This window comes from Pseudomonas allii (assembly GCF_055380095.1).
The window spans coordinates 3,157,727-3,174,561 of record NZ_AP039450.1; the positions used below are offsets into that span (position 1 = coordinate 3,157,727).

A 16,835-nucleotide genomic window follows, 5' to 3' on the forward strand; every position below is an offset into this window, starting at 1 on the left:
GTCTCAGTCGTCCAAGTCTTCGTTGCGTGGGTCCATCGCTCAATCACCAGTTCGCTTCCATTACCTTGAAGCATTGCCTCCAGGCGTGAACCAGATCGTCTCGATTCATTGTCGCGCTACGTGTCGGGATCAAGGCTCAATGCCATCGCTCGCACCTGAATGCTGCCGTTTTGGTCGAGGGGTGTGGTTCATCCTTGATCCTTGGCATAGGGCAGTTGCTGCTGGTATGGCAGAGTAATGGCCCACCCTGGTGGCGGCAACCTACCAAACGATGCTGTCACCGCCACACTGGCCGTTACCAGCACAATTCACAGGAGCGCCTTCAATTGTTCGTTCGCCCTGATCAATACCAGTCAGTAGTAGCCACAGTAGTCGCCGAAGAGCCGCGCTTGGACGTCGCGGTAGCGTTCTGGGGAGAAGACGCCGATGTGCACATCCACCCTGAGATCTCCAAACCCATCCGGATGATCGTTAACTTGCGCAGTGGCGGTACGAACCCTTGGATGATCAAGGGCCTGCTAAAAAGGGCGAAGAAGAATCCTCATATCGAGATTCAACAGTGCGACCGCCTGCACGCCAAGGTGATCGTAGGTGAAGCGAACCTGGTTGTAGGTAGTGCCAACCTCAGCCGAAATGGCCTTGGTTTGGAGGGGCAAGAGCTCGCTCACTGGCTGGAGGCGGGGATCCACACAACCACGACTGATGAAGTGCGTGCGGCTCAACAATGGTTCGAGCAGCTCTGGAGATCAGCTGAGACTCGGGTCATCACCGACGATGACCTCAAAGCCGCCATCGTTGCCTATAACCGCAATCGGAACGCAAGACCTGACTACTCGCCTAAGGGGCCATTCACGTTTGCCAAATATCTGCCGCACGAGCTCGAGGTGCGCGATGCCTATGCACTGATTTACAACTCTCGCCCCTGCGAAGAGGCCGATGAGGCCAGGGATCGGTACCACCAGCAGATTGTCGCAGAGCAGGGGGGCGAGAAAGGCCGTAGAGCCAGCAAGCACTGGAATTTCGAGTCCTGGCCCAATACTCTCGACACTACGGGGAAGTACGAGTATCTGTGCCTTTTCCTTGAGAATGACGGGGAGCTGGTGGTTGATGGAGTGTGCAGGATGACCGGCCTGCGAATTCCATTTCAGTACGGTGATGAGGGTGGTGAAGGGTGGGTCGACCTGGCCAGGCCAACATCGACCTTAATGGGACATAGCCTGAAGCGGGCTCAGCGTGAGGCACTCGCGCTCGAATTGGGGTCCAGCATCAGCGATATTTGGGAGGAGGCTGAAATACTCGAGGAGGGCGCGCGCAGAATTCACCTGAGCGAGATTGCACGGATCCTGGCGCGGCACACCGCCGAATGACTCCAGTTACCCGAGCCGGGCCCAGCATCTTGTATCATGCCGGGCTCGATTGAGCCTGGCCCGTACCCACATGACCATTGCCCCACTTGACCGCCTCATAACGACCGGTACTGCTGCTGATGAAGCTAGAGACGCTCGGCCGCTGAGCAGCCTGCTCAGCGAGCGATTCATTGTGCTCCTCGGTGCCCCTGGTATGGGCAAGTCCGTGGCGCTCAGCCAGCTAGCCCAGCTGGAGGGAGAAACCTGTCACCCTGCATTTGCCGTGGTTGAGCAGCAATTTACACCCGGTTCGACAATCTACATCGATGCCCTTGATGAGATTCCGGTGGACGAGGCCAGGGGCATCGCAAGGGCATTACAGCGCACTCCGGACGTCAGGTGGCGGGTAAGTTGCCGGGCTGAAAGCTGGAACGAAGGCGGGCGCCTCAGTCAGGCTTTCGGTGATAGGGGAGCTTCAACTGGTGTGGCCCCTGCAGTTGCCCAATTGCTTCCTTTAACGGAGCAAGAGGCAGTCAGAGTGCTTCATGCGTTTGGCTGCGTAGATCCGGCAGCACTCCTCGCCAGGCTGGAGGTGATACGTTCGACTGCCTTCACGATGACGCCTCTGGGTTTGAAATTCCTCACAAAGGCCGACATAGAGTCACCCGCCGAGTTGACGCGATTCGAGCTTTACCGGTCTGGCGTTGAGCACCTGGCGTTTGAGCACAACAATATCAAACAGGAAGATGGCCAGCTTGCCACCCTCACGATGGACGCCAGGCTCGACATTGCCGGCCGCGTCGGCCTGGCACTGCTGTTGTCAGGCAGGCATCGGATCAAGCTTTCCGTTTTTACAGATGACACCGCGGTCACGTGTGACGACTTGAGGCTCGACCGCACTGCATTGACAGCAGTGTTGGACACCGCGTTGTTTATCAAAGCCGGGGACGTGTTCCAGCCGCTTCACCGTAGCATTCAGGAATTTCTCGCCGGACGTTTCCTCGCAAGGCTTGTCACTAGCGAGGTTGGCAACGCGAAGCTCCATGCTGAACGCGCGCTGGCGCTCATCGTGTCTGCAGACGGCTTACCTGCGGACGGAATGCGTCCCCTCTATGCGTGGTATGCAGGTCACCTGGTCAGCTTCGGACGCTCAGATGAAGCGATGAGACTGGCACAACTAGACCCGGATTCATTGCTTCTTCACGGCGACACGGCAAAATTGCCCGTCGAGGCGAGGTTAACGGTTCTCAGGGACGTGGGTTCTAGAGACCCTTTCTTCCGGTGGGCGCCCAACCAGTGGGCACCAGCAGAGATCACAACGGTGGGCCTCATCACTGATGACATGCTTAGCCAGGTGATAGGGATGCTGGCCGACGAGACGTCAGGCTACCGCATCAATATGCTCTTGGAGGCGCTGTCTGTAGGTAAGCCCCATGCCGCTGCAGCTGATGTCTGCTGGGGCATGGTAGTGAGTCAAGCTGGGGTTGAGTGGTGCCGGCGCGCAGCAGTCAAAGCCTGGCTCCACTGCGGCCAGCCTACCATTGAGGCGATTTGGACGAACATTGAGCACCTCTGCCATATGGCGGAGCATGATTACGGCAACCTGCGCTCGATGGCCCAGCTGTTCTGCGCTATCCCTTCACAGCAACTGAACCTGGCTGATTTGAATCGGCTATTGAAAGTGCTGATGGCGGTGCACACCGCTCTCTATGACACTTTGAGAAATGTGGGTGGCCCCACCCCCACTATCACCTACGCCCTACGAGATGCTGCATGGCATGTAGCGCCGAGATCATGGCGCGAGTTGATTACAGAAGACCCGAAAAACTGGCGCGTTGCGAAAGGTAAGGGGTCGATACAGCAAACATTTGCCTCCCACCTCGGCATTGCCGTTGTTACGCAGTTTGAGCCAACTATTGAAGAGTTCGCCTGCCTGTTGATCGCAACAGGTTTGATTGTTGGTGATGACTCCCCCTTCAGCCGTGCCGCGCGTGAGTACATTGAATCGCGGGGTGTGGCTGATGACCTAGTGGCTGAAATCGCCGCTGTTACCGACCTTGAGATTGCTGATTGTGGCTCGATTGGCATGGGATTGCGGATCCTCGGCATTTCACCCACCGCAGCGTCCGTCAGTTTGCTTCTGAACTCAAGTCAACTGCTGGCCAGGACAGGGGGCGCTTATGTTGGACGGCAAGTGGTGGCCTGGGTTCTGCGGCAGGGTGAGGCAACGCCTGACTGGTTTCCAGCCTTGCTTACGGCACGCCTAGACCGAGAAGTAGTATCTACGGTCAGGGCCGCTATCACTGCACATGAGGAGGAGCTTTCGATCCTGCAAGCACGTGCAGCCAATAGTGTGGAGGCCCAGCTACAACGAAGAATCAAGGTTTGCCAGACAGCTGAAACAATCACCGATGACCAATTAAGCGAGCTCTTCTACTGGGGGGCAGAGATTTATGCTGGAAATTCGCCCCTGCCTCTTGTGGCTTGCAACGGAACAGAAGCGCTGAATGAAGCCTTCGGCGAGAAGCTTGCTGGTGCGGTAGCCGACGGGATTGTCGAGGGTCAGTGTTCTCCTACAGGGGTGCATCTCGCAGCCCGGGCATCATTGCTGATTGACAAGGGTCGTGACCTCATTGGATTGTCGACCGTAGAAATCATCAGGGTGTACTTGTCTGCCGAGTACCTGAGAAGCTCCTACCTCAAAGATAGGCTTGAGGACCAGTGCATCACTTTGCTTGAAAGCGCCTTCCGCACAGAGCCAGAAACGCTCGCTCAGCTCTCCCGTGTAAATGACGGATCTTGGCGCACCCTACTGGAAAAGCTCGGAGAGAAGCCGCGGGCTGGTGATTTGCAGGCGTGGGCCGTAAACGCACTTGTACGGCAACCAGACATGGTCGACAGAGGCTTGCTGAACGCGGCACAAAATCTAGCCTGGATGAACCTTGACCTCGATGAGCTAGTCTCGGTCGCTCGAACCTTCATTGACCGCCTGGTCGAGCAATGCAAGCAGGAGCCTCAGGGTAGGCTCTATTCCACCATCATCTCGGATCGACTTCAGTGGGCATACTTCGGCGTTTGCATTGAGCCGGGCTTGTTCAGTGATGACTTCACCCGAGCATTGGAGGTGGCCGATGACCATACGATCCACCGTTTGATCGTCGACGACTACCCGCTAAAAGGCTTTAGTACTGAGCCTTCTACTACGATCAGCATCAGCGCCCTCCTGATTCGGTTTTTCATCGCCCGATCGCCATCAATGGAAGGGCATTACGATCGCATCAGGATCGACACCGCAAAGGTGATGAAGTCGATCAGGCTTTCGGGTGAGAGACAGGCGGAAAGTGTCCTGAAGTCGCTGGTTGCCGCTGCGGAGGGAACGGCTTGGGAGCTGCTGCTCAGGCATGACCTCGAGGTCTACCGTCGTGACGCCCGGGCATTGGATTGTTCGTTGATTACCCCGGCTGACTTAGCCAAAGTGATTGATAGCAAAGGCCCCATCAGTGTCAGTGATCTGCGAGCTCTGACCCTTATGGAGCTGCGCAAGGTTGCAGCAGAAATCCAGTCTTCGCCATTGAACATCTGGAGCCTTTACTGGAATGAAGATGCGCCTAAGCCAGAGAACGATTGCCGCGATATTTTAGCCGATAAGCTTCGTGATCGCCTGCGGGTTTATGGTGACTTCGAGGTATCTCCAGAGGTGGCGTCTGCAGGAGGGACTCGGGCTGACATGGTGGTCACGCACGGGACCTTGTCTCTACCGTTCGAGGCAAAACGTTCAGGCCACAGTCACCTCTGGTACGGGCATAGCGGTCAGCTTCAAACCTATACACAGGCGCCGAGCACTGAAGGGCAGGGGATCTACATTGTCTTTTGGTTCGGGAAGGGGCTGAAGATCCCGGCATCGCCGGAGGGCACCACGCCTGACACACCTAATGCACTCAAGGTCGCACTTGAGGGGCAGTTGCCGGCAGAGCTAAGGGCCATAACATCTGTTGTTGTCCTGGACCTTACTGACGCTGGCGCTGCTGCGAAAGTACGAAAAGAGTCCGGTTACGAGGAAGGAAAGGCGGCCAAACGAGAGAGCCGAGCCAGCAGGAGAGTAAAAAAATAGGTTTTATGGAGCGCTTGCGCTCCATCTGCCTGACAAGATGGAGTGCCAACGCTCCAAGATGAATTGATGTGGCAGAAAGCCATGCATATTCTTCCGACATCAGAAACGGAAGAGGCCATCATGGAAAAAGTCGAAATCGGAGGAGCACCATCGCTCACTCTGGGCCACTACTTCAGAGACAACTTGAACGCAGCGCTGTTTGTCGGTGGCAAGCAGCGAGATAGCGGTCGCCCTGGACCAATCACCGCAACCTACATACAGCGCGAAAAAGGAATTGCCCGGAGCACTGTACGTGCGCTGAAGGCGGAGGGCGAGGTTGAGCCAAACCCTGACCTGCAGACTATTGAGAAGCTTGCTGAAATTCTGGACGTGCCGCCAGCATTTCTTTTGATGCGCCCCCAGGATTGGCTGGCGCTTGCCGAAGCGATCGGTAGTTGCCAGGACTTCCTCGCCGCCGCGGTGAAGTTGCAGAGTGAGGACAAGCTCCACCTTGGCAACCCCGTTGAAAAGGTCCTGCGGGAGTGCAAGGTACACCCGGATCAACGCCCGTTTGGCATAGGAGCTTCCGCGGAGGTAGACAGAGCCATGGCGCGCGATGAATGGCGCCGGCGTCGCTGCCATCGCTTGGATGCCCTAATGCTGCGTCAAGTGTACCAAGAGCAGCCCAGGGCCTGGCTTGCGGCGATTGCAGGAGCGATGGTCAGTAACAAAACCCCACATTCTCCAACAAATCTCGATTAACAACTGAGGAGGTACCCGCATGTCCATGATTCAGGATCCCGACCTGGCAGATGTTCTCTCTACCGCTGGCGCCGACGACCTCAGCCTGCTGATCGATGTAATCACTGATAGCGGTAAGGGCCGCATTTCTCTGTCTTCAACAGTATGCCGACAGCTGAGTGAGGCGAAGGACACACAGATAACTGACTTCGAGCGGGGTTTGATAGCTGAAGAGCTGTCCCGTTTCGGCGGCAACTCACTGATGAACATCTTCCGTGGTGGTAGTGGTGTGCCTTACAAGGAGCTGCTCGGGGACGTTGCTTCGCATGTTGGGGTAGGCAAAGGATCTGACTGCGCGAAGATGGAGTTGGCCATCATCGGCAAGGTAGTGGAGCAGTCGATGAGCCGCATGAGCGAAGAAGATAAAGCAACATTCTTCGACTCTCTGGGTGGCACCTACCGACCTGGGATGGGGCCAGGCGCGCTCGCTACATTGCTTGCAAGCCTGAGTGCAACAGGCACGTACCAGCTCACTGCGGCCGTCGCGGGTGCAACAATGACAAGCCTGGTCGGCCGTAGCGTAGCGTTTGCTGGTGCAGCAGGTATGGGAAGGGGGGTTGCAGTCCTCACAGGTCCAGTCGGATGGGCGATTACTGGAATCTGGACTGCATTTGACCTGGCCAGCCCGGCATATCGAGTGACTGTGCCTTGCGTGATCCAGATTGGCCACATGCGGCAAAAAATGCTTTTGGCTAACGCATGTCCCGCATGCGCGCAGCCGGTGGATGCAGGAAACAAGTTTTGTCCTAGCTGTGGCGCAAGCCTCAAGGCGAGGACCTGAGCATGAACACCACGATATCGCCCTTGGAGTTTCTCATCACAAATGCTATCTGCGTGGCGGCTGGTGCCCTGGCCGTCGTTGCGTTTCAGTGCGGCGCCAAGGCCGTTTACCGCGCGGGACAGCGAAACCCGGGCCAAACGTCGGCTAAGCGCAATCAATAGAGAAGGGAATGATCATGTACCGCAATGAGCACGCAGCACTTCTGGCTGCACAGAATGAGCAAGCTGAGTCGATCAAAAAGTCGATCCAGAAACTGCAGAACGAATGCACCTGGTACCAAGGGTTTGATTGTGACGTTGCCAGCACCGATTTGGCACATCTGACCCGGATCAATACTGAGGTCAGACAACGCCTCGAGCTGTTGAGTACGAGCAGCGAGTCGATCCGCAGAGAGAAGGCGAAGCTGGATGAGGCTTCTGGGGCTGACAGCTGGCTGGCCAGCTTGTGGCTTTCCGCTGACCAGAAGGTTGCAAAGCACCAAGCGGGGGAACTGGCGAAACGGCTAGAAATGCTGTCGCAGTCACGGTGTGAAGCAGAGGCCGAGCTTGCCAAACATGAGCCCGGGGAAAAGCTTCTGGCTGGTAATTTGACGCGATACCGCGAGTTTAACCTCCTCGAGGCCACCGCAACCGTTGCTGGAATGACCAGTGAACTCCAGCAGTTGAGTATCAGAATGGAGAGCACGAGGATTGCGAGCAACAAGTGGGAAGCGATGGCCGGTGTAGCAGTCCGGGAATGGCAGCACAGCTCCCGTCAGCTGGAGATGCTCGAAAATGATATCGCCAAGGCAGAGGGTTTTGAGCGTGCTCTGGCACGTAGCTCGAGCAGCTCGGAGAGATGGGCAATTCACCAGGCATGTAAGGAGAGCTTCGAGGATGAGAGTCCGCGTAACATCCTCAGAAAGCTGAAAGCCAAGCGCGGCCATTACGAGATTGACCTCGATAAAAAGAAAGTGCGCGTCGAGGACAACCTTCGCCTCCTCGATAATGCGATTGAAACGGTGATCCTAGATGGGAACAACCTATGCTACCGGCCGGCTGAAAACGGGAAGTCCACCTTCATAGGGCTAGGCGCAGTCACGGCTCTTGTCCCGCATCTGAGCGAGCTGTACAAGGTGGTCGTGATGTTTGACCCAGGGATCTGTTCAAAGCTTTCCACAAGTGAGTCTGAGCTGCAGGCGCAGTTTCCACAGGCGCGTGTCAGTGTAATGGGTAACGGGGCTAGGGCTGATGAAGGCTTGCTCGCCGCCGCTGCTTTTGATGCTGGAGCTTTCATTGTTAGCAACGACCGCTTCGCGGATTACCCTGAGCAGGCTGCTGTCAAAGAGCGACGAGTTCTGTCTCACCTAATTCACGCGCAATCGGTGCAGATTCAACAGCTGCAGGTCAACATCCCTTACTGAAGCCTGATTGGCGACATGGCTAGGCACTGTACTAAAAGAGATGTCGTAAGCACCGCCGACAGCAGGCCAATGTGATCATGGCTGCAAAAATTTTTTGCGGAATTGCAGTTCGCATGGATGGCATGCAACTGAGGGATTGCGTGGCCTTTGGTATGCAGCTCTCGCAGAGTGGTGAAGGCGCGGGCAACATCGCAGCGTGCGGCGCGAATTGGGAGCAAAAGACATGAATGACAGAAGGGAATCGATGGTGGTGGGGGGCTTGGCTTTTCATGAGCAGGATGAGTTCGGCCAAACCACCGGCCGATCGGCAACCTTTGAGGGCGGTGAGATTCAGCCTTTGAGGTATGAGGACCTCGAGAAAATTAACCTCGACGGCCCGATCTTGATTCCATTGAGAGTCACGGGTGCTCGGGTCGTGGAGAGTAACTATCCTGATCTGCCGATCGCAACGGAGGGTACGGTCAATGCCCCGCTCGAGAGCCACTATGCGAGCAAAGCAATCGGCCTTGTCCGCGGCGGGTGGCTTCCATCTGGCCTGGCTTTGCGTGAGGGGATGACGGTGCTGCCTGATCGCTGCACGATCAAAGATCTAGCAGCTCGGTACCGGGACGGGGTGAAGAGATTCTCGGGGGATGATTTCCTGGACATCTTTCAGGGCAAAGCCGTTCGGATCAATCCAGGGCTGTTCGCTATGGAGGGTAATGAACGGGATATCCCTACGCCGGAGCGGGTGCTCGATCAGTGGGCTGAGGCCAAAAGAAAGCTGCTTGACGCGCTGCCAGATGTGCAAATTGTGCCGGACGCAGCAGTCCAGGGGGTGATCGGTCTAGTCTCGGATATGCGCAGCAGCTTTGACCGGCAAGTCGAGTTCTTATGCCTGGTGGCCCCAAAACTTCAAGCTCCCGTCAGCGCCAGCCGGCGGCCGGAAGCCTGGCACTGGGTGCTTGAAACGGCACAGAAGTGTGGGCTTACAAGGGGCTCGCTGGTCGTACTCGCAGCTCTGAGCATGGTCGTTGTCGTCAAGGGCCCGAGCCCTGCCAAGCGCCTTATCAAACCGTCAGCCAAGTACTCAAAAGCCGATGCGTATAATGCCCTGGCGGATCTGAGAGCACTTGAGTTACTCATGCGCCTGTACGCCGCCTTCCCCGATGAAAAAGTCATGCTGTGCACCGGCGACAAGAATCTCGCATTGTTCTGGGCGGGGATTCGAGCTTCAGGTTTCATACGGGAAGGAATGATCACCAGATACACCCTGTCGCCAGTGCAGGCATTATTCCAGAAGGCTACCCCCGACCTGATGGAGGCCTATTTCGCGGCGGAGATGAAGGAACACTAGCTGAGGAGCATCTGGTTGACGCGCAGAATGTGGATGTCCAGGATCTCAACGTCATCGGAGTCGTGCCAGTTCCGGGCGGTCTAGGAAGCGGTCTTGTAATCGATTCCAGGCCCGGCAGCAACCAGTCTCGTAATGCCGCCCACCCACCCGCTGTGGTTGCTCGAGCGCCTTGGAGAGGATCTATTGCTCAACTTATCTCCAATAGTGAAGGTTTCGTATCTATCTGCTCTCGGGTAGGTAGTCATTCATTGACATTGCCTGGGCTCGGCGCATCCCTTCCTGGTCATGGTCACATAGGGAACAGGTCAATGGCCTCGATCTGTTTTGAGATTTTGTTGCGGTGGTAGGCGGCTCGCGGCGCCAGCTCTGAGGGCATCTGTGACTGGACGTAGTCTTCGACGGCGCTATAAACCGAGAGGTAGAACAGTTCCAATGCGTTGATCGCAGTACCTTCCTGGTCATGGTAGAAGTAGGACAGGTACCCCATGCCATCCCTGCGATCGATCACCATGTCTTTCTTCAGATGGTAGGAAGAATCAAGGCCCGTGATCTCATCCGGTAGACGACAGAAAGTATCGTGATCGAACTCGGTCCTGCCGTCCGGATGCGGATAGCAATGGAACCAGCTGGACAGGGTCCCCATCTGTGGCGCGTTGAACATAAATAGGTAGGTACGATAGGTCCCTCTCACGGAGTCGAACGCCTCGAAGTATTTGATCACCTCCTCGAAGGCGCGCTTGTTGATGGAGGTTTTCACTTCGATCACGGCGATTACCGCTTCCACCGGGACCACCACGACTGCGCCAGCTCGATAGAAAGGGGCGTATCGATGGGCGTCATAGATCAGAATGTCACATTGTTTTGAGAGCCCACCATCTGGGCTCAGTATGAAGCCTTGTTCCGCTCTCACTTGGCCAGGCAGGTGTTCCTGGAGGAACTCACGCAGCACGGCTTCAGCCAACGCTCCCGTTGAGGGGTTGTGCTTGGTGATGTACACCTTGGCCTGACTAATTTTACTGGCCAACTGGTCAGCTAGGTGATCGAAGTATCTGCTCATACTGTGCGGCGTCCTTGTCGGCCCGCAGGAGGCGCGGGCACTGGCGACATCCACGACAGTTTGACATACCTGGGCAGGGCAGTGGGACTATGACCCTGCACAGCAGTCCATGATGCCTGGGTTCGAGCAGTAACACCCTTGTAACCCAAAAAACTACCAGCCTCGCCTGTGCGGAGCAATTGGAAGCAGCTAGGTTTTTTGCGCTACCGGCGCTGTTGCTGGCAGCAGCCGGCGTCATTGAGGTTACGACTGAAGCATTCGATACCCCGACTGATGCGCAAAGACCGGCCATGTACAACTACCTTCGCGGGGTAATGCGACTGCTTGTGAACCTTGTGTTCTACATCCTGCCTGATACGGTCGTGGTTACCGACCAGCAATGATTCTCAACTGCTGTCGCCGATGTCCGAGAAATTCGGCGAGTTGGCCGTGAACCGCTGTACAGACAGCCGGAGCTGTAGTGGTTAAAAATTTTTCGAATAGGTTTGCTCGAACAGTACCTAGCGTGGTTCGCCGGCCGGTTGCGGAAGGCTGCGACTAGCTTCTTGGTGGATACGGTGGCGCCCATGTGAAGCTCTCCTGAGAAGTGGGTAGAGCCCATTTTCAGGTGTGTTCTGGCGTATCAGAACCCCGCACAGGCATAGTTTTTGGTCCACACGTGGCTGACTTTTTGCCTGTGCTTTTGCCTTTGGCCTGATGGATCAGGCAGTCGAATATGCCTATGATCCACTCCCTGACTGCCGGCCCGAACGAGCGCAGGACAGTGGTTGAAACCTTGTCTTGGGCGAGTGCGCCCCTCGGCCGCAGTGTCTCTACTGCGCATCATTTCCCGCGCTGACTCAGCACCTTAAAAACTCAGATGGAAGCGGAACCCGTCATGAAGGCACCTAAGGCAACCCTGGCTCAACAGTGTGAAAGCATCGGTTGGAAGATCACCGACCTGTCCGCTCGCAAGCATGACAAACGCAGTTGGTCGATCGATGGTGGGCCGCCTGGACTGCCGGAGGAAATCGTTGGTCAGACGTATGCCGACGCGGGAGCGCGGGTGAGCTACTGCGAGGGCGGTTCTGCTCTGCTCCTGCTGAAGGCTGCAGCTCTGGAGACGCTGGCCAAGTACAACAGCTTCAACGACAGAAACGATGCTGTGGTTCGGTTCCTGGAAGCGCAAATGACCATCCAGGCCGAGCACACCGCTGAGATTGTTGAAACCGTCCGGACCATTAAACCGAATGCCCTGGCCCGCAACGTTGCTGAACTGGCGGATAACGCGCATCTGCGAAACTATTTCCCACGTGTCCGGCATGAGTTCATGCTGGATCTCTACCAGAGAATCGGTAACGACAAGCTGGCGCATCTCATGGAGGTCTTCTCTGTCGCGCCATACGACTACCGAGCCGGCTGGCCTGATCTGATGGTGCTCACTGACGACGAAATCAAGTTTGTAGAGGTGAAGACCAATGACAGGCTCCTCGATACCCAGATCCGGTTTGCAACCGACATTGGGAAGCCGATGGGCTTTGACTGCGAGGTCGTGCGCCTTACCGCGATCAAGAGCAAGTAGGGCGTTCCCCCGCCAGCGTCGAACCGGTGCACTGTGCGGTAGGGGCGGTGCAAGCCCATGCTTCAATCTACAGGTGGAAGAAGGGCTAAGTGGTACCAACAAGCAATATGCTCGAGCAGGAGGCCCAATGAGCAACAAATCAGTAGTGCCAGATGATCTTGAGCAGCTAGCCAAGCCCTTGCTTGATTCCGCCGGCAGTGTGGGCGTGGCCATGATTGAGGCTGAGCTAGTCAGCTTTTCGGAAGGATGCTTTGTGCTGCTCGATCCGGCAGCGATGGCTGCAGCGATATCACTCGATCGCCCCGCCTTGATTTTTTACTCCCAACATCACTTCGATGCACGAACGACGATCAGTATCGAGATAATCAACGCCGGCGGGCGGGAGACCTCGCTCAATCGTAAGAATGCGCTCAGGCCGACCATCGATGAATGCCTTGAGGTTCTGCCTGAAGCGTTCAAGTCCAGGGAAGGGTTCGTCCACCGACTGAGGTACGCCTACTCGGTCCATGGCCTGGCCAGGCTCTGCGTGTTGGATGGCGACTGGTACGATGAGTTGACCGACTACCTGGGCGAGTTCATCGAAGGGCACCAAGACAGGTTTGCGGCTCAGGTCGCAGCCGATGCTGCGAAGCTGGAGTCAGTGTTCGAGGCTTTGGCCATCGAGATTGCCGATGATGAGCGATTCGTGAAGGCGCGTGGCCTTAGGAAAAAAGGATTGCTCGTAGAGTCCGTTTGGGGTGATCGAATTCCAAAGGACGAGCAATCCAGGGTCACCCGCCTTGCCCAAGGGGAAGATCCGCAGGATTGGAATTTTGTGCATGTGGTCAGGCAAGCAAGCGATATTGTTGAAAAACGTCAGTTCACTCAGTCGGATTAGTCACGAAGCCTGGTCGGACTCTGTCTCCAGTCAAGCCATCTATTCCTTTCGTCGCGATCTATTGGGGCTAATGATTCTGGGGGGCGCGTGCGTGGTTTGGGTCTACCGCAAGGCGAACGACAAATAGCGGCGGGGCTGACGTCGCCCCAACTAACTGTGACGTACTCCGCAACATCCTCGAACCTCGTGAGAGTTCAATGGGCTTTGCCCACACCTCGGGTGTCGCAGCCATATCACCCAGATAGCGACAGGCCTTCGCTCAACGGTGATAATGCCTAGAAGGGGCACTCCTGGCTCGCTGGTTCATGGGCAGCTCCAAGCCGCTTGCACAGCTCTCCGGCCCTCGCCCTAGCCACTTCATTGAGTGCCGCCTGCAGGACTAGCACAATCAGTTCTTCCTCGCCGGCAGCGTACAGCCCGCCACCGATGTCATCGTCATACTCTTCTCAGTGATGACCGCCACCTTAATGGTAGGCCTTCATCGTGCTGGCACGCACATCCTCTCCCATGAACAGACTCAGAGTAACCGTCCGGCCAACACCCTCTCCTGACATCTCTCCAAATTCGCCAAGATAGTGGACACCATTTTTAGTGGACACTACTTTGGACACAGCACCTCCTCGTTGCCCTGGCCGCCGGCCAAACTTCCCACCCGCATTCAAACGCAAAGTCGTCGAGGCCTCTTACCGGCCCGGCGCCTCCGTGTCGTTGATCGCTCGCGAACACGACGTTAATGCCAACATGGTCTTTCGTTGGCGACAGCAATATCAGGACGGGGCGTTTGGCCCGGTCAGCCAGACCGCAAATTTGCTGCCAGTCGAGGTGATCGAAGCGCCTATCGAATTGCCGCCGCCAGCGCCGCTGCCGCCAGAATGCCCTTGCGAGATACTTATAGAAGTAGGAAAAGCCAAACTACGGATCACCGGCAAGCCGGATCCTCAGACCTTGCAACTCTCCTTGCAGCAGTTGCTGCGATGATTGCCCCAGCCGCAGGAACCCGCATCTGGATCGCCGCTGGCGTCACCGACATGCGCCGCGGCTTCGACGGTTTAGCGGCGCTGGTGCAAACACAGCTGGAAGCCGATCCGTTCTCCGGCCAGATCTTTGCCTTTCGTGGAAGACGTGGTGACCGCATCAAATTGCTGTGGTGGGACGGCGACGGTTTGTGCCTATTCTGCAAACGCCTGGAACAAGGCCGTTTCGTCTGGCCCCAGGCAACCAGCGGTAGCGTATCGCTAACAGCGGCGCAGTTATCGATGCTGTTGGAAGGCATTGATTGGCGCAGGCCAATTCGTACAGCGCCCGTCCTCGCGGTCTGACTTTACGCGCTGAAAATCCTTAGTAACATTCGGCCATGACTCACATGACCGACGCCTTGCCGAATGATCTTCACGCCTTAAAGGCCCTGGTCTCTGCCCAGCGGGCAGAGATTGAGCGCCTGAAAATGATGATCGCCAAGTTGCGGCGCACGCAGTTCGGCCGCAGTTCCGAGCAATTGGACGCGATGATCGATCAGCTCCAACTGAACCTTGAAGAACTGGAGGTCAGTCAGGCTGAAGTGACGTCAGTCACTGAGCCCGCACCGCGCACCGTTTCCCGTCGCAAGCCATTGCCCGAGCATCTCCCCCGCGAAATTCATGTCCATCAACCCGATCCACAATGCGCCGGTTGTGGTGGGACGCTTCGCCAGTTGGGGGAAGACGTATCTGAGGTGCTGGAGTACGTCCCGGCGCGTTTCAAGGTGATTCGCCACGTTCGACCCAAGCTGGTTTGTCGTTGCCGCGAGCACATCGCTCAAGCGCCTGCGCCGAGCCGCCCGATAGCTCGGGGCCTTGCAGGCCCTGGACTATTGGCCCATGTATTGGTTTCCAAGTTCGTTGACCATCTTCCTTTGTATCGGCAGTCAGAAATCTACGCCCGCGAGGGCGTAGATCTGGAGCGCTCGACCTTGGCCGACTGGGTCGGCCAAAGCAGCCAATTGCTCAGGCCGTTGGTCAATGCGCTCAAGTCCCACGTCATGAGCGGCCACAAAGTCCACGCCGACGACACTCCGATTGGCGCACTCGCTCCTGGCACCGGCAAAACCAAAACGGCGCGCCTGTGGACGTATGTTCGCGACGACCGTCCTGCCGGTTACGCGACGCCAGCGGCGGTGTGGTTTGCTTACTCGCCGGATCGCAAGGGGCAACATCCCCGTGCGCACCTCAAAGATTTCAGCGGGATCTTGCAAGCCGACGGCTACGCGGGTTTTGCTCAGCTCTATAGCTCGGGCGTTGTTCAGGAAGCGGCATGCTGGGCTCACGCTAGGCGCAAGTTTTACGACGTGTACAAAGACCAGTCCTCGCCGCTGGCCGCCGAAGTGCTGCAACGAATCGCAGTGCTGTATGCCATTGAACGTGAAGTTCGCGGCCAGCCGCCCGACCGACGAAAAGCGGCTCGGCAAAGCCGAGCCAGTCCTCTGCTGGAGCAGTTGTACGCGTGGCTCAATCAGACGCTGACTCAGGTGTCGAAAAAATCGGCATTGGGTGGTGCGATTCTCTATGCCCTCAATCGGTGGCAGGCGTTGGTGCGCTACTGCGATGACGGGCGAATTGAGATCGACAACAACGCTGCCGAACGAGCGCTGCGCGCCGTTGCTTTGGGCAGGAAAAACTACCTGTTCGTCGGTTCCGATGCCGGTGGAGAACGGGCTGCTGCTATTTACAGCCTGGTAGGCTCAGCCAAACTCAACGACCTGAACCCGCAAGCCTACTTGACCCACGTGCTGGAGCGAATCGCCGACCATCCAATCAACCGGGTGGAAGAACTGCTGCCCTGGAACGTATCTCTTAACCCTCTCGAACACTGCGAGGCTGTTTGATCCATGCCAAAAAAATCTCACCTGTCAGTGGTTAAAACCGACCAAGTCCTGATACTGCACATCGAATTTAAATGGATAAAGCCTTCAATTTGGCGACGGGTTGCAGTGCCTGAGAACATCACGTTGAGCAAATTGCATCAGGTAATCCAGGCGGTGTTTGGCTGGAGCGACAGCCACCTGCATGAGTTTGAAATTGATGGTGAGAGTTATGGCGTTCCTGATCCTGACTGGGGCCCGCCGGTGATTTCAGAGCAGCGTAAAAAGCTGATCAGTGTGTTGTACGGGAAGAAGACGTTTCGTTATGTCTATGACTTCGGTGACAACTGGGAGCTGAGGATTAAAGTCGAGAAAACCTTGCCTGCGATTATTTTCCCGCAAGTGCCGTGCTGCATTGACGGGGCCAACAGGCGTCCGCCGGAAGATGTTGGCGGTGTGCCTGGGTATGAAGATTTTCTGGCGGCGTTGGCCGATCCGAATCATCCCGAGCATGAAGCGATGTCAGAGTGGTATGGGGATGATGGGTTTGATCCGACGGCATTTGACTGCGATTGGACTAATCAATGGTTGAAGAAGCAGGTGAAGGGCTGATCAGCAATAGGGTGTGGGGCGTACGGTTACGACTCAGATAGATCCAGGTCCAGGTCTCTAACGTTGGGGACGCTGCCGACGAAGAGACCAGCCGGCGCATTGAGGGCAGGTCTGCCTCCGCGCCTGCAAATTCGGA

The 16,835-nt window shown here is 56.6% G+C and carries 13 protein-coding genes; 12 read left to right on the top strand and 1 reads right to left on the bottom strand.

Annotated features, from left to right (window positions below; all coding sequences use genetic code 11):
• Positions 1-389 precede the first annotated feature (389 nt).
• From ACZ445_RS14095 to ACZ445_RS14120, 6 genes are all read left to right on the top strand, one after another.
• Entirely contained in the window at positions 390-1,367 is a 978-nt protein-coding gene (locus ACZ445_RS14095) for a phospholipase D family protein (RefSeq protein WP_464708482.1), read from the top strand.
• 193 nt (positions 1,368-1,560) lie between these two features.
• Entirely contained in the window at positions 1,561-5,457 is a 3,897-nt protein-coding gene (locus tag ACZ445_RS14100; protein WP_464708483.1) for an NACHT domain-containing protein, read from the top strand.
• Positions 5,458-5,523: 66 nt separating this feature from the next.
• Positions 5,524-6,198, top strand: coding sequence for a helix-turn-helix domain-containing protein (locus ACZ445_RS14105; RefSeq protein WP_416735996.1), 675 nt, complete (start codon positions 5,524-5,526; stop codon positions 6,196-6,198).
• Positions 6,199-6,217: 19 nt separating this feature from the next.
• Entirely contained in the window at positions 6,218-7,018 is an 801-nt protein-coding gene (locus ACZ445_RS14110; RefSeq protein WP_464708484.1) for a zinc ribbon domain-containing protein, read from the top strand.
• A 169-nt stretch (positions 7,019-7,187) separates the two neighbouring features.
• Complete coding sequence (locus tag ACZ445_RS14115) at positions 7,188-8,420, top strand: hypothetical protein (RefSeq protein WP_464708485.1); 1,233 nt, start codon at positions 7,188-7,190, stop codon at positions 8,418-8,420.
• Positions 8,421-8,643: 223 nt separating this feature from the next.
• Positions 8,644-9,756, top strand: a complete 1,113-nt coding sequence (locus tag ACZ445_RS14120; protein WP_464708486.1) for a hypothetical protein — start codon at positions 8,644-8,646, stop codon at positions 9,754-9,756.
• Between the two features lie 289 nt (positions 9,757-10,045).
• Here ACZ445_RS14120 and ACZ445_RS14125 read toward each other — a convergent pair whose 3' ends face one another.
• A complete protein-coding gene (locus ACZ445_RS14125) occupies positions 10,046-10,813 on the bottom strand; it encodes a DUF6602 domain-containing protein (RefSeq protein ID WP_464708487.1) in 768 nt (255 codons plus the stop codon).
• Positions 10,814-11,690: 877 nt separating this feature from the next.
• On the opposite strand from ACZ445_RS14125, the gene ACZ445_RS14130 reads away from it, so the two are divergent.
• From ACZ445_RS14130 to ACZ445_RS14155, 6 genes are all read left to right on the top strand, one after another.
• The gene (locus ACZ445_RS14130; RefSeq protein WP_416736002.1) at positions 11,691-12,374 is read left to right on the top strand and encodes a VRR-NUC domain-containing protein; all 684 of its coding nucleotides are present in this window, start codon (positions 11,691-11,693) and stop codon (positions 12,372-12,374) included.
• A 127-nt stretch (positions 12,375-12,501) separates the two neighbouring features.
• Positions 12,502-13,251 (top strand): hypothetical protein, encoded by a 750-nt coding sequence (locus ACZ445_RS14135; RefSeq protein ID WP_416736003.1) that lies wholly within the window; start codon positions 12,502-12,504, stop codon positions 13,249-13,251.
• 591 nt (positions 13,252-13,842) lie between these two features.
• Entirely contained in the window at positions 13,843-14,229 is a 387-nt protein-coding gene (gene tnpA, locus ACZ445_RS14140) for an IS66-like element accessory protein TnpA (RefSeq protein WP_464708489.1), read from the top strand.
• Positions 14,226-14,570, top strand: coding sequence for an IS66 family insertion sequence element accessory protein TnpB (gene tnpB / locus ACZ445_RS14145; protein ID WP_464708490.1), 345 nt, complete (start codon positions 14,226-14,228; stop codon positions 14,568-14,570). The genes tnpA and tnpB overlap by 4 nt, the downstream gene beginning before the upstream one ends.
• Before the next feature lie 35 nt (positions 14,571-14,605).
• The gene (gene tnpC / locus ACZ445_RS14150; RefSeq protein ID WP_464708492.1) at positions 14,606-16,111 is read left to right on the top strand and encodes an IS66 family transposase; all 1,506 of its coding nucleotides are present in this window, start codon (positions 14,606-14,608) and stop codon (positions 16,109-16,111) included.
• Between the two features lie 3 nt (positions 16,112-16,114).
• Positions 16,115-16,699: a plasmid pRiA4b ORF-3 family protein gene (locus ACZ445_RS14155; protein WP_464708493.1), complete on the top strand. Its 585-nt coding sequence runs from the start codon at positions 16,115-16,117 to the stop codon at positions 16,697-16,699.
• Positions 16,700-16,835: the final 136 nt, after the last annotated feature.

Coding starts and splice junctions, on each gene's coding strand:
- ACZ445_RS14155 (WP_464708493.1), top strand. CDS start 16,115: ATGCCAAAAAAATCTCACCTGTCAGTGGTTAAAACCGACCAAGTCCTG.
- ACZ445_RS14115 (WP_464708485.1), top strand. CDS start 7,188: ATGATCATGTACCGCAATGAGCACGCAGCACTTCTGGCTGCACAGAAT.
- tnpB (WP_464708490.1), top strand. CDS start 14,226: ATGATTGCCCCAGCCGCAGGAACCCGCATCTGGATCGCCGCTGGCGTC.
- ACZ445_RS14105 (WP_416735996.1), top strand. CDS start 5,524: ATGTGGCAGAAAGCCATGCATATTCTTCCGACATCAGAAACGGAAGAG.
- tnpC (WP_464708492.1), top strand. CDS start 14,606: ATGACTCACATGACCGACGCCTTGCCGAATGATCTTCACGCCTTAAAG.
- ACZ445_RS14135 (WP_416736003.1), top strand. CDS start 12,502: ATGAGCAACAAATCAGTAGTGCCAGATGATCTTGAGCAGCTAGCCAAG.
- ACZ445_RS14100 (WP_464708483.1), top strand. CDS start 1,561: ATGGGCAAGTCCGTGGCGCTCAGCCAGCTAGCCCAGCTGGAGGGAGAA.
- ACZ445_RS14120 (WP_464708486.1), top strand. CDS start 8,644: ATGAATGACAGAAGGGAATCGATGGTGGTGGGGGGCTTGGCTTTTCAT.
- ACZ445_RS14125 (WP_464708487.1), bottom strand. CDS start 10,813: ATGAGCAGATACTTCGATCACCTAGCTGACCAGTTGGCCAGTAAAATT.
- ACZ445_RS14130 (WP_416736002.1), top strand. CDS start 11,691: ATGAAGGCACCTAAGGCAACCCTGGCTCAACAGTGTGAAAGCATCGGT.
- ACZ445_RS14110 (WP_464708484.1), top strand. CDS start 6,218: ATGTCCATGATTCAGGATCCCGACCTGGCAGATGTTCTCTCTACCGCT.